Source organism: Amycolatopsis sp. NPDC045836 (assembly GCF_056431745.1).
The window spans coordinates 159,262-177,195 of the sequence record NZ_JBWKKF010000007.1 but is presented as its reverse complement, the minus strand read 5'-3'; the positions used below and the strand labels follow the sequence as shown (position 1 = coordinate 177,195).

Here is a 17,934-nt window from a genome sequence, read left to right as displayed (position 1 = left end):
ACGGGAGACCGCCAACAACGACGCTTTCCGCATCGATCGATAACCCAGCGGTTAACGATCAAGAACCGCTTGCCCGGGCAGGTAAGAGTCTTGTAGACTCAAACTATGCTCACCAGGGAAGACGCCGTGAAGGTGGTCGAAACGGCGACCGATGCCGCCGCGCTTTTCGCGGCCGATCCCGGCGCCGCTCATCGCCGGTACCGCGCGCTGGCGGCCGCTCTCCACCCCGACCGGAACCCCGGCGACCCGCGTGCCCACCAGGCGGCCGCGCGGCTCAACCGCTTCTACGACGAGTGGAAGCGCCAGGCCGTGACCACCGTCGCCACCGTCACCACGGCCACCGCGCGCTATTCGCTCACCCGCCCGCACGCGGTGGGCAGCATCGCCACGACCTACCGCACCACCGGCCCCCACCTGGTCAAGCTGGTGCGCAAGCCGTCGCTCAACCCGCTGCTCCACGCCGAATGGGCGGCGCTGCGCGCCCTGGACGACCTGACCGAGCAGCACCGCTGGCTGCGCCCGTACTACCCGCGCCTGATCGACACCTCGGGCCCGGTGCCCCGCGGCGAACGGGCGTTCACCGTGCTCGAACCGCTCATCGACGGCTTCACCACGCTCGCCGCGATCCGGGCGGCCTTCCCCGGCGGGCTCGACGGCCGGGACTACGCCTGGATGCACCGGCGCCTGCTGCGGGCCGTGGCGGGGGCGCACCGCGCCGGGGTGGTCCACGGCCACCTCACCCCGGACAACGTGCTGGTGCACCCGGAAGAACACGGCATCGTGCTCGTCGGCTGGTCCTTCGCCACCGGCGACGGTGAACTCCCGCTGGCCGCCGACGGATCCGTGCGGTACCCGCCTGAAGTCCACAATGGACAACCGGTCACCGCGGCCACCGACGTCCACATGCTGCACCGGATGATGCTGGACCTGCTGGCACCCGGCGAAAACCGCCAGCGCACCTTCGCCGGGTGGTGCGCCCAGGACGCACCCGCACAACGACCCGGCGCCGCCGACCTGCTCGGCGAATACGACGAACTGCTCGACGAGCTGTACGGGCCACGCACCTTCCGGCCCTTCGAAATCCCCGAGACAGGAGCCTGAACCATGGGATACGGACGCTGGGACGACAACGCCTACGCCGCGGCGAAGACCTTCCGCGCCGCCAAGGGCGAAGACGACTTCGGCTACACCGCCGGGCTGCGCGGCAGGCCGGCCACCGAGTGGAAGGTCGCACCGGCGCTGGACCCGCTGAACGCGGTCCGGGAGTGCCGTGATTCGGCCGACCACGCCGATTCGACCCCGATCGCGGTGCTGTTCGACGTCACCGGCTCGATGCGCCGGGTACCGCGGATCATGCAGGGCAAGCTCGGCAAGCTGCACGGGCTGGTCCAGCGCAAGGGTTACCTGGCCGATCCGCAGGTGCTCTTCGGGGCCATCGGCGACGCCGACAGCGACCGGGTCCCGTTGCAGATCGGGCAGTTCGAGTCCGACAACCGGATGGACGAGCAGCTGCGCACGATCTTCCTCGAAGGCGGAGGCGGCGGGCAGAAGAGCGAGTCCTACGAACTGGCCGCGTACTTCATGGCCCGGCACGTGGTCACCGACGCGTGGCGCAAACGCGGGCGCAAGGGCTACCTGTTCATCATCGGTGACGAGCTGAACAAGCCGGCCCTGCGGGCCGAGCACGTGCGGCGGGTCATCGGCGACGACGTCCGCCAGGACATCGACCCGGCTTCGGTGTACCGGGAACTGGCCCGCAAGTGGCACGTCTACTACGTGCTGCCCAACCAGTCCTCGTACTACCGCGACCCCGAGATCGAGGCGCACTGGAGCGGCCTGCTCGGGCAGAACTTCCTCAAGCTCGACGACCCCGGCGCGGTGTGCGAGCTGATCGCGGCCACGATCGGCACGGAGGAGCAGGTGGTCGACGTGGACCGGGCGCTGGCCGATCTGGCCGACGTCGGCTCGGCCGCGGAGGGCGCGGCGGTCGGCCGGGCGCTGGCGCACCGGGGTGCGGGTGCGGTGGTCACCTCGGCGGTGCCCGGCCCGGGTGGCCCGGACGACGTGGTGCTGCGGTGAACGGGCACGTGGTGGTGGTCGGGCTCGGGTTCGGCGACGAGGGCAAGGGCGCCGTGGTCGACGCCCTGTGCGCCGACCGGCCCACCACCGCGGTGATCCGGTTCAACGGCGGCGCGCAGGCCGCGCACAACGTGGTCGACGGCGGGCGGCACCACACGTTCAGCCAGTTCGGGGCGGGCACCTTCAGCGGGGTGCCCACCCACCTGTCGCGGTTCGTGCTGGTCGAGCCGTTCGCGCTGGCCACCGAGGCGCGGCAGCTCGAAGCCGCCGGGGTCCGGAACCCGCTCGCCCGGCTGAGCGTGGCCGGTGGGGCGCTGCTGACCACGCCGTTCCACATCCACGCCAACCGCGCGCGGGAGGACGCGCGTGGTGAGCGGCGGCACGGTTCGTGCGGGAAGGGCATCGGCGAGACCGTCTGGTACTCGCTGCGCCGACCGGGACAGGCGCCGACCGTCGCCGACTGCACCCGGCCCGAGGTGCTGCGGCGCAAGCTCGACGGCCTCGCCCGGTTCTACGCCCCGCTCGCCGCCCCCCGGCACGGCGTGGACGAACTCGTTGCGCTGTACCGGGATTTCGCCGCCGCGGTGCGGATCACCGACGACGAGGAGGCCGGGCGGCTGGCCGACCGCGGCCGGGTGGTGTTCGAAGGCGCGCAGGGGGTGCTGCTCGACGAGCACCACGGGTTCCACCCGCACACCACCTGGTCCACCACCACCCCGCACAACGCCCGCGCGCTGCTGGCCGGGCGCCCGCACACGGTGGTCGGCGTGACGCGCACCTACCACACCCGGCACGGCGCGGGCCCGTTCCCCACCGAGGACGCCGGTGTGCTGGCGCGGTACCCGGAGGTCCACAACGGCACCGGGGAATACCAGGGGGCCTGGCGCGCGGGCCACCTCGACGCCACGCTGCTGGACTACGCGATCGCGGTCTGCCAGGGCGTCGACGTGCTCGCGGTGACCCACCTCGACGCCGACCGGCCGCGGGTGGTGCCCGCGCCCGGCGCCCCGGCCGTTCCCCTCGGCGACCCGCTGGCGTGGTTCGGGGCCCGGCGGCCGGTCGCGATCGCCGGGTACGGGCCCGGCCGCGCCGACTACCGGGTGCTGGCACGCAGCGACCGGGCGCCGGTCACAATCGGTGCGTGATCGACTCGACGCCGGTGTCCGTGGACGTGCTGGTCCTGCGGTTCGACCCCGGGGCGCGGACCGTGCTGCTGGGGGTGGCCCCCCGGGCCGCCGAACCGTTCCGGGGGGAACTCGCGCTGCCCGGGGTGCTGCTCGGCCTGGGGGAGCGGCTGCGGGAGGCGGCGCGCCGGGCGGTGGTCACCAAGCTGGGCCTGCCCGCCGCCGCCCTGTCGGGGACCGGGCAGCTCACCACCTTCGACGAGCCCTCGCGTGATCCGCGTGGCCCGACCCTGTCCATCGCGCTGTGGGCGACCGCGACCGCCGGTGCGGAGGACGTGGTGTGGTGCCCGCTGGACGAGGTGCCGCCGCTGGCGTTCGACCACAACCGGATCGTGGCGGACTGCCGCCCGCTGCTGGCGGACCGCCTGTGGCGGGACGTCGCCTTCACCGCGGGGCTGATGGGGAACGGCTTCACCACCGCGCAGGCGCTGGACGCCACCGAGGCGCTGACCGGCGACCGGCCCTATCCGGCCAACCTGGGGCGGACCATGGAACGCCTGCCCGGCCTGCGGCGGACCGCCGAGCACGCCAGCGCCCAGCCCCGGGGTGGGCGGCCGCCGTCGTTGTGGCGGTGGGAGGGGGCTTTCTAGTTTGTTGGTGGTTTGGGGGTGTGTGTGGTTGGGGTCGGGTGGCCGGGGTGGGGGTGCTCGGCTTGTGGTGGAGTGTTGAGTGCATGAGCGTTCGGCTGCGGGGTGGGTGGCCGCCGTTGTTGTGGCGGTGGGAGGGGCTTTCTAGTTTGTTGGTGGTTTGGGGGTGTGTGGTTGGAGTCGGCCGGGGTGGGGGTGCTCGGCTTGTGGCGGACCGCCGAGCACGCCAGCGCCCAGCCCCGGGGTGGGCGGCCGCCGTCGTTGTGGCGGTGGGAGGGGCGCTCTAGTTCGTCGGTGGCTTGAAGACGTGCGTGGTCAAACCCGACCGGTCGGCGTGGAGCGGTGCTCGGCCTGCGGCGGACCGCCTGAACAGGTTGTCGCGCAGCTCCGGGGCGGTTCGTCAGCGGCTTGAAGACCGGCGTGGCCGGTACCGTGGCAGGAACCGACCGGGGAGGGTGTCATGCGGGTGGAGGACCGGCTCACCGAGTGCGACCACCTGCTGGTCGCCTTCGCCGGACCGGTGGCGGAGCTGCCCTCCACCAGGCCGATCGCCGAGCGGCTGCGGGTGCTGGTGGCCGGCGGGCGGCTACCCCGGCGGATCGCCCGCACCGGCGACCCGTTCGCCGTGCTCGACTACGCGGCCACGATCGGGCCCGCCACCGAGCGGGCGGTCCGCACCCAGCTGCGCCGACTGGAAGCCGAGCTGGTGGCCACCGCGCGGCCCGCGCCGGGCGTCGGTGAGGCGTTCGCGTCGATCGCCGCGGCGGGTACCCGGCTCACCGTGGTCAGCGGCCTGGCGGCCGAGGCGGTCCGCGCCTTCCTGGTGTTGCACGGCCTGGACGGGCACGTGCGTAACGTCGCCGGGCGGGACCACAGACCGTTGTCACAGGTGATCGCGTCAGGGGAGTCGTGCCTGTTCCTCGCCGGTGCGGGCGAAGAACTCGCCGCCGCCCGGGAGGCGGGGATCGAGGTCATCCGGTTTCAGCCGGGCAGCGGGAACAGCGCGGGCTGGCCGGGGTCGTCGGGCAAGCCGGTCAGGCGCTGACACTTGCGGCAGCTGACCGGCAGCGCGGTCGGCGTGATCTCCCCGCCCGAACCCAGCCCCGACCAGCCCTGGTGGCAGGCGGGCGCGGGCAGGGCCAAGCCGTTGAGCCAGTTCACCCAGCTGACCGCGTGCACCACCCCGGACCGCCCGATGTGCAGCCGGGCGCCGCTGAACAGCCGCTGCTGGTCGGCGGCGAAGCGCTCCGGATCGACCCGGGTCAACGGGAACAGCTCGATCGACTCGCTCATCCCGCCAGTATGACCCAAGCGCCGGCCCGTCAGTCCCGGAGCAGCTGGTGGACCCGGCGCATGACGTCGAGCTGGGCCGGGTGGTAGAGGTCCACGAGCGCCTTGCTGACCGTCTCCGCGGCGAACCGGGCGCCGCCCGGTGCCTCGGTGTTGATCTCCCGCAGCTGCGGGTACCGCTCGTGCAACCGGCGGACGCAGGGCGCCAGCCGTTCGGCCAGGTCCTGCCGGGTCGCCTCGCCGGCGTCCTCCGGCAGGTCGTCGAACTCGGTGGTCGCCGGATCGCTGGGCGCGTCCCGCAGGATGTCGGCGTAGTCCCGCAGGCTCTGCGGGCCGAGCACCCTGGTCAGCACGATCACGAACGAGCGGTCCGCCTCGGACAGCGGCGCCGCGGCGACCGGGGCGAGTTCGCTGGGCAGGCCGGCGGGTGCGGCCCGCCGCAGGATCAGGCCGAGTTCGACGCGGGCCCGCTGGAGGCGTTCGATGGTGGCGGCCAGTTCGGCGTCGAGGGTGCGCAGGGCTTCCTCCGGGTGCTCGTCGGCGTCGCCCATGGCGGCGATCTGGGACAGGGAGAACCCGAGGTCGGTGAGCCGCTTGATGCGCAGCACCCGGATGAGGTGGGCCACGCCGTACTGCTTGTAGCCGTTGGCGCGCCGCTCGGGCTCGGCGAGCAGGCCGACCTCGTGGTAGTGCCGCACCGCCCGCAGGCTGGTACCGGCCAGCTCGGCTATTTCGCGGGTGCTCCAGGCCACGCTTCCTCCTCCGCGGCGGGATCGGACGCCCCCAGTCAAAACCGTGCCGTAGCGGCACGGTCAAGCGCGCTCAGGAGGAGGTGGCGGTGAACAGCGCGCGGATCCGCTCCCGGTCCTCCGGGTCCGGCGTGTCACCGGCGCCGGAGTAGCGGGCGCTGTCCAGGTACCAGTCGTGGGTGCCGCGCATGAACTCCGCGAGCCCCCTGGCGCAGTCCGCGGCCAGCGCGGTTTGCGCCGCGGTCAGGCCGAGCCGGGCGCAGAGCCCGGGCAACCGGGCTTCGAGCTGCCGGAACCGGGTGACGTGCCGGTCGGCGAGGGTGGTCGTGCGGGTGATCGCCTCCGCCCGGGTGCAGCCGTGTTCGTGCTGGATGGCGTGCACCAGGTTGTAGTGCTCACCGTTTTCGGCGTCGTTGTCCAGTGAGCACACGTCGTTGCACCAAGTGCTCACGTCGGCGGCGATGTGCACCATCTCCTGGTAGCCGCTGCTGGCGTACAGCCGGTCGGGCAGCGTGCCCCCGGCGGCCACCTCGGCGAAGTCGAGGAACGGCAGGCAGCCGCCGGCGATGCGGCGGTTCGCGAGCAGTTCGGCCACCGGGGGCACGGTGCCCAGCAGGCGGTGGGTGGCCTGGTTGAGGATGGCGAAGAGGTACTGGTCGAGGTGCCAGCGGAAGCGGTGCCGCCAGGCCGCGGACGTGCGTGGTTCGGTGCGGGCCCACAGCTCCGCCCAGGCCGCGCCGATCGGGCCCGGCGCGGCGGGGCCGCCGGGGGCGAGCACGGCGCGGGCGGTCCGGCCGAGCCGGTCGGGGTCCTCGCCGTACTCGCTCCCGTCGACCAGGTCGTCCCAGTGGAACGACCAGGTCAGCCAGTCGCTGAACAGGTAACCGTCGTCGGCGCCTGCCCGCGGCCACATCCGGGCCGCCAGCTGCCCGAACCCGGACAGCTCGTGACGGCGGCGGGTCCGCTCGCCCGCGAGCAGGCCGGTGCGCGTGCCCCAGTCGAGCGTCCGCTGCTGGGCCCGCGCCCCCCAGTCGGCGCACGCGGCGGGGAGGTGGCGCAGTTGCGGGGCGAGGAAGCGGGGGGAACCCGGGTGGTCCGGCACGGGACCAGGTGACCAAGCCGGGCCGGGAGGGGCAACCGGGGTGGACCGGCCGGGGGAAACCCGGACGGGTGAGCCGGCTCGGCCTTCACCCAGTGGAAAAACCGTGTCCGGCCGCCACCACACGTAGAACACTGTTCACGTATCCGTATCGAGGGGGAGACGATGGGTGTACGCATCCAGGACTTGGCGAACCGGCGGCGGCGCGGCCTCCGGGGGTGGAAGCGGTCGTGTGCCGCCGCCCCGCCCGTGCGGTGGCTGACCAGGCGGAGGAGCCGCCGATGGCTCCGGGGCGCCTGCGGGGCGCCCGTGCGTCAGTAGCCGGTCAGCGGGACGTCAGCGCCCGCGGTGACGCTGGGCGCCATGACCTCGCTGGTAGCGGTAGCCGCCTATCTGCCGTCGGCCGTGCCGATCGATTCGCTGCAGGGCGAACTCGGCCTGACCGACGCGCAGCTGCGGCGGTTGCGCCGGTTCTACGGGCTGTCCGAGGTGTGCCGCTCCGGCGAGTCCGAAGCGGAGACCCTGCTGGCCGCGGCCGGGAAGCTGACCGCGCTGGCGGGGCAGGAGCACCGCGTCCGCTACCTGGTGCGGGCGAAGACCATGCCCGGGGCGTCGCCGTACCCGGTGAACCCGATGCTGGAGGTGCGTGAAGCGCTGGGCCTGTCCCAGGCCACCGTGTTCACCCTCACCGACCACGCCTGCGCCTCCGGGCTGCTGGCCGTCGACCTGTGCGGCACGCTGCTCGCCGCCGACGGTGATCCGGACGCGCTGGCGCTGGTGCTGTGCGGGGAGAAGGCGTTCACGCACAGCGCGCAGGTGATCCCGGACGTGGCGGTCATGGGTGAAGCCACCGCCGCGGTGCTGGTCGGCCCCGGCGAGGACCGCGACACCGTGCTCGGGTTCGCCACCGCCACCCACGGCGGGCCGGGTGGCAAGGTGATCCTGTCCGACGAGGAGGCCGCGGAATTCCGGCAGCTCTACCCGGACGCGCTGGCCGAGGTCACCCGCGCGGCGGTGGACGCGGCCGGGCTGCGCCTGGCCGACCTCGACCTGGTGCTGCCGCACAACGTCAACCGGGTGTCCTGGATCCGCGCGGGCGGGGCGCTGGGCGTGCCGAAGGAGAAGATCTTCCTCGGCAACGTCGGGGTCACCGGCCACTGCTTCTGCGCCGACCCGTTCCTCAACCACGTCACGGCGACCGGGCTGGGCCTGCTCGCCCCCGGCGCCCACTACCTGATGGTCTCGGTCGGCCTCGGCTCGACCTTTTCCGCCATGGTCTGCCGGCACTAGTCACAAGGAGCCCGAGAATGACTGCAGAGTTCGAGGTCGGCGGGATCGGCATCACCGAACTCGCCGAGCGCTACGGCACCCCGGTGTTCGTCTACGACGGCGGGGAACTGGGCGCGCGGCTGGACGGGCTGCGGGCGCGGCTGCACCCGGAACTGGAGATCTTCTTCTCCCTGAAGTCGAATCCGAACGTGTCGATCTGCGCGCTGCTGCACGCCCACGGCGCGCGGGCCGAGGTTTCGTCGATGGCGGAACTGCTCACCGCCCGCCGGGCCGGGGTGGCACCGGAGGACATCATCTTCCTCGGCCCCGGCAAGAGCCGCGCCGAACTGGCCGCCTGCCTGGCCGAGGGCATCTACACGATCGTCTGCGAATCCTTCGGTGAGTTGTCCTGGTTGGACGAAATGGCCGCGGAACTGGGCGTCGTGGTACCGGTGGCGCTGCGGGTGAACCCGAGCTTCGCGGTCAAGGGTTCCGGGCTGACCATGGGCGGCAAGCCCCGGCAGTTCGGCATCGACGAGGAGCAGCTGTTCGCCGCGGACGGCCTGGTGGCGCGCCACCGGCACGTCCGGCTGATGGGGGTGCAGGTCTACATGGGCACCCGCATCCTCAGCGAGGAACCGATCGTGGAGAACACCCGGCGGATCTTCGGGCTCGCCGAACGGCTGTCCGCGCGGCTGGGCTTCCCGCTGGAGATGGTGGACATCGGCGGCGGGCTCGGCATCGCCTACTTCGACGGCGAACGGGACCTGGACCTGGACCTGCTGGCGGACGGGCTGAACCCGGTGCTCGCCGACTTCGCCGGGCGGCACCCGGCCACCCGGCTGGTGATGGAACTGGGCCGCTTCCTCACCGCGGTCTCCGGCACCTACGTGGTGCGGGTCCGGTACGTGAAGACTTCGCTGGGGCAGAACTTCGCCGTCACCGACGGCGGCACGAACCACCACATGGCCGCGGTGGGCATCGGCTCCTACGTCAAGCGGGACTTCCCGATGGGCCTGCTGAACCGGTTCGGCGAACCCGCCGACGAGAGCTGGCACGTCACCGGCCCGCTGTGCACGCCGAACGACGTGCTGGGCCGCAAGGTCGCGCTGCCCGCGGTGCGCCCCGGCGACCTGCTCGGGGTGTTCCGCTCCGGTGCCTACGGCCCGACCGCCTCCCCGGTGCTGTTCCTCGGCCACGGCTACCCCGCCGAGGTGCTGGTGCACAATGGACTGTCCTATTTGATCAGTGAGCGGGACCGGCCGGAGGACCTGCTGCGCCGCCAGCGGCTGCACCACGTGGCCGGGCTGGCCACCGCCGGGCTGGAGGCGTAGCGGTGTACCGGACCGCGGCCCCCGGCCGGCCGAACCCGGTGCGCCTGCGGCTGAGCCGCGTGCGGCACCGGGAGTTCCCGGCGGGGGAGCACCGGATCGACGTGCCGGAGCTGTTCCGGTACTTCGCCGACCTGACCCGGGACCACGACCTCGGGCACCGGCCCGAGGACGTGGCACGGGCGCGTGGCAACACCTTCCAGTCGATGGCCGCGGCGGTGCTCACCGATTCGCTGCCCGCCGGGGAGCCGATCGACCTGGCGATCGTCGCGCACGCCACCCCCGACTTCGACCCCCGGCAGTCCGCCGCGGTCGGCCTGACCGCCGTGCTGCCCGGTGGCCCGCTGGTGTTCGCGTTGTCCGGGCAGGGCCGGTCGGTGGCGTTCACCGCGCTGCGGGTCGCCGGGGCCCACGCGCGGCGGCACGGCAGCCGCCGGGTGCTGGTGCTGGTGGTGGACCAGGCCGGGATGCCGTACCGGACCGAGCGGCCGGTGCGCGACGCCGCGGTGGCGTTGCTGCTGGAAGCGGGGTCCGACGGGATTTCGGTCGGCACCGTGCCAGGGGTGCCGCCCGATGAGGTGCCCGGTGCGCTGCCCGCCCTGCTGGGCCCGGTCCCGGTACCCGCCACGGTGATCACCGGGCGGGGTGCCTGCTCGGCGGGCTTTCCCGGGGCGCACCGGGCCCTGCCCGGGTTTCCGGCCACCGGCCTGTGGGCCGCGCTGGCCGCTGCCGCTCCGGGTGGGGCGGGGCCGGTGCTGCTGGTCGACCACGACCCCGTGTACCGGGACCTGAACGTGTGCGTGGTGCCGGGGTCCCCGCCCCTATGATGGGTGCCGTCCTGGCGGTTGACCGGAAGAGGCACCCGTGCGCGTTGTGATCGGTGAGGACCAGTTCCTGCTGCGGGACGGTCTGGTGCGGTTGCTCGAAGCACACGGGTTCGAAGTCGCCGCCGCCGTCGGCAGCGGGCCGGAACTGCTGAGCGCCATGCTCGACGAGCGCCCGGACGTGGCCGTGGTCGACATCCGCCTGCCCCCGTCGTTCACCGACGAGGGCCTGCGCGCGGCCATCGAAGCCCGGCGGCGGGTCCGCGGGCTGCCGGTGCTCGTGCTCTCGCAGTACGTGGAACGCCTGTACGCCAACGAGTTGCTCGCCGACGGCGTCGGCTCGATCGGCTACCTGCTCAAGGACAGGGTGTTCGACGGCGACCAGTTCATCGACGCCGTCCGCCAGGTCGCCGGCGGTGGCACGGTGATGGACCCCGAGGTGATCTCGCGGCTGCTCACGCACAACACCCGCGACGCCGGGCTGGACTCGCTCACCGCGCGGGAACGGGATGTGCTCAAGCTGATGGCCGAGGGCCGGTCGAACAGCAGCATCGCGAACGCCCTGTTCGTTTCGGAAAAGGCCGTGTCGAAGCACATCAACAACATCCTCGCCAAACTCCACCTCCCCCTTTCCGAAGACGACAACCGGCGGGTGCTGGCGGTTCTGGCTTATCTGAAGCACTGACCTCGCACGGTCAGGAATTGGTGAGCAGGGTGCAGGGGATTTCGACGGCCACCATGGTCGGGCCGCCGAGGGGGCTCAGGACGGTGATGAAACCGTCCAGGGGGGCCAGGCGGCGTTCGATGCCGCGCAGGCCGGTGCCCAGCTCCGGGTCCGCGCCACCCCGGCCGTGGTCGCTGATGTTGATCAGCAGCCTGCCGTTCTCGTGGCGCACGTCGATGGCCCCGGTTTCGGCGCCGGAGTGCTTCATCGCGTTGTTCAGCACTTCCGAGACCGTGAAGTAGGCGGCGGACTCCACCGCCGGCGCCGGGCGCCCCGGCAGGTCGATGGTGGTTTCCAGGTGCAGCGCGTTCTCCATGGCCAGCGTCCGGATGGCGTCGGCGATGCCGCGGTCGACCAGCACCGGCGGCTGGATGCCGCGCACCAGGTCCCGCAGTTCCTGCAACGCCTTGGCCGAACTGGTCTTCGCCTCGGCCAGCAGCGATTTCGCCGCCTCCGGGTGCTCGTCGACGATGCGGCTGGCCGCGTCCAGCGTCATGCCCATCGCCACCAGCCGCGCCTGCGCGCCGTCGTGCAGGTTCCGCTCGATCCGCCGCAGCTCGCCGGCCTGGCTGTCGACGGCGTCGTCCCGGGTTTCGGTGAGGTGCTGCACGCGGTGCGTCAGGCGGGTGTTCTCGGTGGGCGACAGCAGCAGCCCGGCCAGGCGGCCGTGCAGCCGCAGCAGGCGGGGCGCCAGCCACAGCGCCAGCGGGAAGTGCAGCACGCCGAGCCCGGCGGCGAGCCAGGCGGTGGGCTGGTCGGCCACCGGCACCACCACGTACCAGTTGCCCAGCCAGGTGTCGTCCGGTGACGCCGCCACGAACGGCATGGCGATGCCGCGCAGCCCGTGCAGCATCAACGCCAGGGGGGTGAAGGTGAGCAGCAGCCCGGCGTTCGCGTCCACCAGCAGCCACAGCGCGTCCCGCCAGTTCGCCCGGTCGCCCAGCAGCCGGTGGCAGCGCTGCACCGGCGTGCCCCCGGTGGCGTCGGCCAGGTAGGGCACCGGGATGCGCACCCCGGACCAGCTCAGCGCCAGCCGCCGCTGCACGTTCGCCAGCCGCTGCGTGGCCAGCACCAGCGGCGGCAGCAGCACCAGCCCGAGGCCGACGCCGATCAGCGAGCCGGCGCACACCACCAGCACGAACAACACCAGCTCGAGCAACGCCAGCCCGGCCAGCGCGGTGCCGCGCAGGGTGGCCGTCCAGCCGGCGGCCACCGGGGAATCACCGCTCGTCATGGCTTCATTATGGGCCGGGGAACCGGCCGGGTCGGTAGTGCTAAGTCCCGTGGAAAGCGGCTCCCTATCACCATCGGAAACGCTCCCGCACCTGCGTAGCGTGCTTTCCCGAGACCGGTGAGCATCCCAGGGGAGTGGCGAAAATGCGGCAGCACCAAGGCGTACCGGACGCGGTCCGGCTCGTGTCCGTGCGGAAGGTCCACGGCAAGGAACGCGGGGTCGTCGCGCTGAACGGGGTGACCGTCGGCTTCGGCCGCGGCACGTTCACCGCCGTGATGGGACCGTCGGGTTCGGGCAAGAGCACCCTGCTGCACTGCGCGGCCGGGCTGGACCGCCCCACCTCCGGCGCGGTCTTCCTCGGCGAGCAGGAACTCAGCGGGCTCACCGAGTACCGGCTGACCACCCTGCGGCGCGACCGGATCGGCTTCGTCTTCCAGGCGTTCAACCTGCTGCCCTCGCTGACCGTGTGGCAGAACGTCACCCTGCCGCTGCGGCTGGCCGGGCGCCGGGCCGACCGGGCCGAGGTGGAACGGGTGATCGCCAGGGTGGGCCTCGGCGACCGGCAGCGGCACCGCCCCGGTGAGCTGTCCGGCGGCCAGCAGCAGCGGGTGGCCATCGCCAGGGCGCTGGTCACCCAGCCCGAGGTCGTCTTCGCCGACGAGCCGACCGGCGCGCTGGACACGCGGGCCGCCCGCGAGGTGCTCGGCCTGCTGCGCGAGGCGAAGAACCTGGCCGGGCAGACGATCGTGATGGTCACCCACGACCCGGTCGCCGCCGCCTACGCCGACCGCGTGCTGTTCCTCGCCGACGGCGAAGTGGTCGGCGAACTGCTCGAACCGACCGCGGACGAGGTGGCCCGGCGGATGACCCACCTGGGTGCCTGGGCCGAGGAACGGCCCCAGGACGGGCCCCGGCTGACGGGAATGGTGCACTGAGATGTTCCGGCTCGCGCTGAGCACGCTGCGCTTCCGCAAGGGCGGGTTCGCCGCCACCTTCGTCGCGCTGTTCCTCGGCACCGCCGTGGTGATGGCCTGCGGCGGGCTGATGGAAACCGGGATCAGCACGGTGATCCCGCCGCAGCGGCTGGCGGCCGCGCCGATCGTGGTCGCCGGGGACCAGACCCACCACCTGCCCGCGGTCTACGCGGGCACCGAGGACGAGTACCACGAGACGGCGGTGCTGGCCGAACGGGTGCGGCTGGACGCCGGGCTCGCGGCGGCGATCGAGAGCGTCCCGGGGGTGGCGGGGGTCGTCGCCGACGTGTCGTTCCCGGCCACCGTGCCCGGCGACGACGCCCCGCCGCTCGTGCCGGGGACCCAGCGCGGGCACGCGTGGCGGTCCGCCGAACTCGCGCCCTACGGCCTGCGGGACGGCCGTGCCCCGGAACGGGCGGGTGAGGTCGTGCTCGACGCGGCCATCGCCGGCCGGACCGGCCACCAGCCGGGCAGCGTGCTGCCCCTCGCGGTGCCCGGTGGCGTGCAGGACTTCGAAGTCGTCGGGATCGCCTCGGCCGAGACCCCCCTCGCGGTCGAGTCGATCTTCTTCGCCGACCAGGACGCCCAGCGGTTCGCCGCGGCGCCCGGTCAGGTCGACGCCTTCGGGGTGCTGCCCGCCCCGGGCACCGATCCCGCTGCCCTGCGCGGCCTGATCGACGCCCAGCTCCAGGGCCGCGGCGCGGTCGCGCTGACCGGTGATGCCCGCGGGCTCGCCGAGTTCGCGCAGGCCGAAGCCGACGGGGAACTGCTGATCATCCTGTCCGCGGTGTTCGGCGGGCTGGCGATCCAGGTGGTCATGTTCGTCGTGGCCAGCACGCTCGCCCTGTCGGTCCAGCAGCGCCGCCGCGAGGTCGCCCTGCTCCGGGCGGTCGGCACCACCCCGCGGCAGCTGAGCCGGATGATCACCGGGGAGGCGATGGTGGTCGGCGTGCTGGCCACCGGGCTGGCCTGCGTGCCCGGCGCCTTCCTCGGCAGCTGGCTGTTCGACCGGCTGATCGGCTTCGGCGTGTTCCAGCCGGTGCTGGAGTTCCACCAGAGCTGGCTGCCCGCCGCGGCGGCGATCCTGGTCGGCCTCGGCTCCGCCTGGGGCGCGGCCTTCGTCGCGGCCCGGTTCGCGGCGAAGACCCGGCCGGTGGAGGCGATGCGGGAAACCACCGGCCCGGTGCGCTGGCTGACCGCCTTCCGGCTCTGGTGCGGGATCTCCAGCCTGGCCTGCGGCCTGGTGCTGGCCTACCTGACCATCACCGTGATGGACGGTCCGCTGGCGGCCAGCACGGCCGGCCCGGCGGTGACGCTGGTGGCGACCGCGGTGGCGTTGTTCTCACCCGGCCTGACCAGGGCGCTGGTCGCGGTGCTGCACCTGCCGGTGCGCGCGGTGTCCGGGCTGGCCGGTTACCTGGCCACGCTGAACGCGCGGGCGCGGTGGCTGCCGATGTCCGGCGCGGTCACCCCGATCATGCTGGCCACCGGGCTGGCGGTGTTCATGCTCTACTTCCAGACCACCCAGACCGAGGCGGCCAGGCGGGAGCACGACCGGGCGCTGGTCGCCGACGCCGTGCTCACCTCCGCCACCGGCGAGATCTCCGACGACCTGGTCGCGCAGGTGCAGCGCACCCCCGGTGTCGGCACCGCGTCGGCGTTCGTCACCAGCAAGGGCTACAACGAAAGCCCCGCGGACACCTGGCAGGACCAGGACGGCGTCGAGCTGAACGGCGTCTCCGCCGAGGCCGCCGCGCAGACCCGGCGGGGTGAGGTCGTCGCCGGGCGGCTCGAAGACCTCCGCGGTGACACCATCGCGCTGCCCGCGGACCGCGCGGAACGGCTCGGGGTCGGCGTCGGCGAGGTCATCACCATGCGGCTGGGCGACGGTGCCTTCGTTTCGCTGGAGGTGGTGGCGATCCTGCGGGCGAACCCGGACTTCTCCACGGCCTTGCTGCCCGCGGCCACCCTCGCCCCGCACACCACCGACGGCGTGGTCAGCCAGGTGCTGGTGACCGCGGCCCCCGGCACCGGGACCGGCCAGCTCGGTGCCGCGCTGACCGCCTTCGCCGCGGGCCAGCCGGGGCTCGAGGTGGCCGACCGCAGCGCGCTCACCGAGGCGTACCTGGCCGAGGAGCAGGCGAACGCCTGGGTCAACTACCTCATCGTCGGCCTGCTGCTGGTCTACGCGGCCATCTCGGTGGTGAACACGCTGGTGATGGCGACCGCGCACCGGCGCCGCGAGTTCGGCCTGCAGCGGCTCACCGGGGCCACCCGCGGGCAGGTGCTGCGGATGATCACCGTGGAGGCGCTGCTGGTCGCCGGGATCGGCAGCCTGCTGGGCACCCTGGTCGCCGGTTCGATGCTGGTGCCGTTCAGCGCGGCGGTGTCCGGCAGCTGGTTCCCCGCCGGTCCACTGTGGATCTACCCGGCGGTGCTGGCGCTGGCGGTGCTGCTGACCGTGGTGGCCACCCTGGTGCCCGCCTGGCTCAGCCTGCGCGGCCCGAACTCCGCCGGCGTGCTCGCCGCGGAGTAGCCCGGGGCGCTGCTGTCAGTGCGCGGTCAGTCCGAGGTCACCGGACCGGCCTAGCGTTCCCCTCGTGACCAACTCGAGCGAGACCGCCGCCGACTTCGACGCCGTGGTGATCGGGTCCGGGATCGGCGGCCTGGTCTGCGCCGGGTACCTGGCCGCCGCCGGGCGGCGGGTGCTGGTGCTGGAGCAGCACGACGTCGCCGGCGGCAACAGCCACGTGTTCCGCCGTCGCCGGGCCTACGAGTTCGACGTCGGCGTGCACTACCTCGGCGACTGCGGCCCCGGCGGCCTGCTCCCGTCGATCCTGGCCGGGCTGGGACTGGCCGGGCGCGTGCGGTTCCACCCGATGGACCCCGACGGGTTCGACCGGATCGTGCTGCCGAGCGTCAGCCTGGCCGTGCCGACCGGCTGGCCGCGGTACCTCGACCGGCTGCGCCGGGCGCTGCCCGCCGAAGCCGGCGGCCTCACCCGCTACGCCGAGATCTGCGCGTCGATCGCGGAGACCTGCCGCACCAGCGCGCGGACGGCGGGCGGCGGCCGGGTGCCCGCGGTGATGCTGCGGTGGAGCAGGCGCACGCTGACCCAGCTGTTCGACCACTGTGGACTGTCGGCGCGGGCGCGCACCGTGCTCGCCGCCCAGTCCGGCAACTACGGCTCGGCGCCGGCGAACACGCTCGTCGTCGCGCACACGATGATGATCGACGACTACCTCCGCGGTGCCTACTACCCCGAGGGCGGCGGGCAGACGGTGGCCGCCGCGCTGGTCGAAGTGCTCGAATCCCACGGCGGCACGCTGCTCACCAAGACCAGGGTGCGCCGGGTGCTGGTCGAGCACGGCCGCGCGACCGGGGTGGAGCTGACCGACGGCACCACCCACCGCGCGCCGATCGTGGTGTCCAATGCGGACTACCGGCGGACCGTGCTGGAACTGTGCGGTGGCGCGGAAAACCTGCCGGGTGCGGTGGTGGACCGGGCCGAGGGCGCGCGGATGCGGCTGCCCACGGCGGTTTGCTACGTCGCGCTGGACCGGGAGCTGCCGGAGCAGCCGAACTCGAACATCTGGTACTGGCCGAACGAGGACGTCGAGGCAGCTTACGCCCGCGTCGAAGCCGGTGACCTGGACGAGCTGCCGTTCGCCTTCCTCTCCTTCGCCTCCATCAAGGATCCGGTGCCCGGCTCGTGCTGCCCGCCGGGGCACACCAACTTCCAGGTCATGACCGCCTGCCCGCCGGGGTACGGGCACTGGGGGCTGGCGGGGGGACCGTCCCGCGGTGGCAGGTACCGCCGGGAAGCGGCTTACCTGGCGGCCAAGAACCGGCTCACCGAACAGGTGCTGGACCTCGCGGAGGCGGCCATCGGCCCGTTCCGGGCGCACGTGGTGCACCTGGAGACCTCGACGCCGGTGACGCAGGAGCGCTACACCCTGTCCACCGGTGGCAGCGCCTACGGGCTGCAGAGCTGGGGCCGGACCGGGCAGCGCCCGGACGTGCGGTCCGGCATCGAGGGCCTGTACCTGGCGGGGCAGAACATCCAGCACGGCGGCGGCATCGTCGGAGTCGCCACCAGCGGCGCGGCGTGCGCCTCGGCCATCCTCGGCCGGGCGGTGCTGCCGGAGGTCTGCCGGGGTGCGGTGTTCGGGAACCCGGACCTGCTGCCCGTGCGGGCGGCGGACTGGGATCCGCTGCGGGTTTCCCGTGGTCTCCACCGCCGGAACGCCCGTGGGCTGGCGAAGCTGGCGCCCGCGGGACCACAGAGTTGAGTGAATCGCCGAAAGGAAAGTGATCGTCATGACGGAAGCCGTCACGGGTGTGCACGAGCAGGTGGTGGCCGGGGTGATCGCCGCCCTGGAAGCGGTGCTCGAGGAGGAGGTGCCCGACCTGGCCGAGGACACCCGCCTGGCCGACGTCGGCCTCGACTCCACCGGGGTGCTGGAACTGCTGATGCAGCTGGAAGAAACCCTCGGCGTCGAGTTCGACACCGACAACCTGGAGATGAGCCACTTCGAATCGGTCCGCTCGCTGGCGGGTTTCGTCAGCGCGGAAATGGCCGGCTGAACC

Annotated in this window: 17 protein-coding genes; 13 read left to right on the top strand and 4 right to left on the bottom strand. The window is 73.1% G+C overall.

Annotated elements, in window-relative coordinates; genetic code table 11:
• Positions 1-105: 105 nt before the first annotated feature.
• The 5 genes from AC07EG_RS15145 (at position 106) to AC07EG_RS15125 (ending at position 4,895) form a co-directional block, all read left to right on the top strand.
• Entirely contained in the window at positions 106-1,101 is a 996-nt protein-coding gene (locus AC07EG_RS15145) for an adenylate cyclase (protein WP_478253687.1), read from the top strand.
• A 3-nt stretch (positions 1,102-1,104) separates the two neighbouring features.
• The gene (locus AC07EG_RS15140) at positions 1,105-2,079 is read left to right on the top strand and encodes a hypothetical protein (RefSeq protein ID WP_478253686.1); all 975 of its coding nucleotides are present in this window, start codon (positions 1,105-1,107) and stop codon (positions 2,077-2,079) included.
• Positions 2,076-3,224: an adenylosuccinate synthetase gene (locus AC07EG_RS15135; RefSeq protein ID WP_478253685.1), complete on the top strand. Its 1,149-nt coding sequence runs from the start codon at positions 2,076-2,078 to the stop codon at positions 3,222-3,224. Before AC07EG_RS15140 ends, AC07EG_RS15135 begins: the two co-directional genes overlap by 4 nt.
• Positions 3,221-3,853 carry an NUDIX domain-containing protein gene (locus AC07EG_RS15130; RefSeq protein WP_478253684.1) on the top strand — a complete coding sequence of 211 codons (633 nt, stop codon included), beginning with the start codon at positions 3,221-3,223 and terminating at the stop codon, positions 3,851-3,853. The genes AC07EG_RS15135 and AC07EG_RS15130 overlap by 4 nt, the downstream gene beginning before the upstream one ends.
• Positions 3,854-4,310: 457 nt before the next feature.
• Positions 4,311-4,895: an HAD family hydrolase gene (locus AC07EG_RS15125; protein ID WP_478253683.1), complete on the top strand. Its 585-nt coding sequence runs from the start codon at positions 4,311-4,313 to the stop codon at positions 4,893-4,895.
• Here the strand turns inward: AC07EG_RS15125 and AC07EG_RS15120 are convergent.
• The 3 genes from AC07EG_RS15120 to AC07EG_RS15110 all read right to left on the bottom strand — a co-directional run bounded on the left by AC07EG_RS15120 (position 4,832) and on the right by AC07EG_RS15110 (position 6,991).
• Entirely contained in the window at positions 4,832-5,143 is a 312-nt protein-coding gene (locus tag AC07EG_RS15120; RefSeq protein ID WP_478253682.1) for a hypothetical protein, read from the bottom strand. The genes AC07EG_RS15125 and AC07EG_RS15120 overlap by 64 nt on opposite strands.
• A 29-nt stretch (positions 5,144-5,172) precedes the next feature.
• Positions 5,173-5,892, bottom strand: coding sequence for a MerR family transcriptional regulator (locus AC07EG_RS15115; RefSeq protein ID WP_478253681.1), 720 nt, complete (start codon positions 5,890-5,892; stop codon positions 5,173-5,175).
• 70 nt (positions 5,893-5,962) lie between these two features.
• Positions 5,963-6,991, bottom strand: a complete 1,029-nt coding sequence (locus AC07EG_RS15110; protein WP_478253680.1) for a terpene synthase family protein — start codon at positions 6,989-6,991, stop codon at positions 5,963-5,965.
• Between the two features lie 360 nt (positions 6,992-7,351).
• On the opposite strand from AC07EG_RS15110, the gene AC07EG_RS15105 reads away from it, so the two are divergent.
• From AC07EG_RS15105 to AC07EG_RS15090, 4 genes are read left to right on the top strand one after another with little or no spacing between them, the layout of a single operon-like run.
• Positions 7,352-8,278: a 3-oxoacyl-[acyl-carrier-protein] synthase III C-terminal domain-containing protein gene (locus AC07EG_RS15105; protein ID WP_478253679.1), complete on the top strand. Its 927-nt coding sequence runs from the start codon at positions 7,352-7,354 to the stop codon at positions 8,276-8,278.
• Between the two features lie 17 nt (positions 8,279-8,295).
• Positions 8,296-9,591, top strand: coding sequence for a type III PLP-dependent enzyme (locus tag AC07EG_RS15100; RefSeq protein WP_478253678.1), 1,296 nt, complete (start codon positions 8,296-8,298; stop codon positions 9,589-9,591).
• A gap of 2 nt (positions 9,592-9,593) precedes the next feature.
• Positions 9,594-10,415 carry a hypothetical protein gene (locus tag AC07EG_RS15095; RefSeq protein WP_478253677.1) on the top strand — a complete coding sequence of 274 codons (822 nt, stop codon included), beginning with the start codon at positions 9,594-9,596 and terminating at the stop codon, positions 10,413-10,415.
• 37 nt (positions 10,416-10,452) lie between these two features.
• Positions 10,453-11,097: a response regulator transcription factor gene (locus AC07EG_RS15090; RefSeq protein WP_478253676.1), complete on the top strand. Its 645-nt coding sequence runs from the start codon at positions 10,453-10,455 to the stop codon at positions 11,095-11,097.
• Between the two features lie 10 nt (positions 11,098-11,107).
• Here AC07EG_RS15090 and AC07EG_RS15085 read toward each other — a convergent pair whose 3' ends face one another.
• Positions 11,108-12,370: a sensor histidine kinase gene (locus tag AC07EG_RS15085; RefSeq protein ID WP_478253675.1), complete on the bottom strand. Its 1,263-nt coding sequence runs from the start codon at positions 12,368-12,370 to the stop codon at positions 11,108-11,110.
• A gap of 143 nt (positions 12,371-12,513) precedes the next feature.
• Between AC07EG_RS15085 and AC07EG_RS15080 the strand changes: the two genes are divergently transcribed.
• The 4 genes from AC07EG_RS15080 to AC07EG_RS15065 all read left to right on the top strand — a co-directional run bounded on the left by AC07EG_RS15080 (position 12,514) and on the right by AC07EG_RS15065 (position 17,931).
• Positions 12,514-13,305 (top strand): ABC transporter ATP-binding protein, encoded by a 792-nt coding sequence (locus AC07EG_RS15080; RefSeq protein ID WP_478253674.1) that lies wholly within the window; start codon positions 12,514-12,516, stop codon positions 13,303-13,305.
• 1 nt (position 13,306) lies between these two features.
• A complete protein-coding gene (locus AC07EG_RS15075; RefSeq protein WP_478253673.1) occupies positions 13,307-15,880 on the top strand; it encodes an FtsX-like permease family protein in 2,574 nt (857 codons plus the stop codon).
• Between the two features lie 64 nt (positions 15,881-15,944).
• A complete protein-coding gene (locus tag AC07EG_RS15070; protein ID WP_478253672.1) occupies positions 15,945-17,636 on the top strand; it encodes a phytoene desaturase family protein in 1,692 nt (563 codons plus the stop codon).
• Between the two features lie 28 nt (positions 17,637-17,664).
• A complete protein-coding gene (locus AC07EG_RS15065) occupies positions 17,665-17,931 on the top strand; it encodes an acyl carrier protein (RefSeq protein WP_478253671.1) in 267 nt (88 codons plus the stop codon).
• Positions 17,932-17,934: the final 3 nt, after the last annotated feature.

What these genes read in the sequence shown, in the direction of transcription:
- AC07EG_RS15145 (WP_478253687.1), top strand. Translation starts at nt 106, where the DNA reads ATGCTCACCAGGGAAGACGCCGTGAAGGTGGTCGAAACGGCGACCGAT.
- AC07EG_RS15140 (WP_478253686.1), top strand. Translation starts at nt 1,105, where the DNA reads ATGGGATACGGACGCTGGGACGACAACGCCTACGCCGCGGCGAAGACC.
- AC07EG_RS15125 (WP_478253683.1), top strand. Translation starts at nt 4,311, where the DNA reads ATGCGGGTGGAGGACCGGCTCACCGAGTGCGACCACCTGCTGGTCGCC.
- AC07EG_RS15120 (WP_478253682.1), bottom strand. Translation starts at nt 5,143, where the DNA reads ATGAGCGAGTCGATCGAGCTGTTCCCGTTGACCCGGGTCGATCCGGAG.
- AC07EG_RS15105 (WP_478253679.1), top strand. Translation starts at nt 7,352, where the DNA reads ATGACCTCGCTGGTAGCGGTAGCCGCCTATCTGCCGTCGGCCGTGCCG.
- AC07EG_RS15100 (WP_478253678.1), top strand. Translation starts at nt 8,296, where the DNA reads ATGACTGCAGAGTTCGAGGTCGGCGGGATCGGCATCACCGAACTCGCC.
- AC07EG_RS15085 (WP_478253675.1), bottom strand. Translation starts at nt 12,370, where the DNA reads ATGACGAGCGGTGATTCCCCGGTGGCCGCCGGCTGGACGGCCACCCTG.
- AC07EG_RS15080 (WP_478253674.1), top strand. Translation starts at nt 12,514, where the DNA reads ATGCGGCAGCACCAAGGCGTACCGGACGCGGTCCGGCTCGTGTCCGTG.
- AC07EG_RS15075 (WP_478253673.1), top strand. Translation starts at nt 13,307, where the DNA reads ATGTTCCGGCTCGCGCTGAGCACGCTGCGCTTCCGCAAGGGCGGGTTC.
- AC07EG_RS15065 (WP_478253671.1), top strand. Translation starts at nt 17,665, where the DNA reads ATGACGGAAGCCGTCACGGGTGTGCACGAGCAGGTGGTGGCCGGGGTG.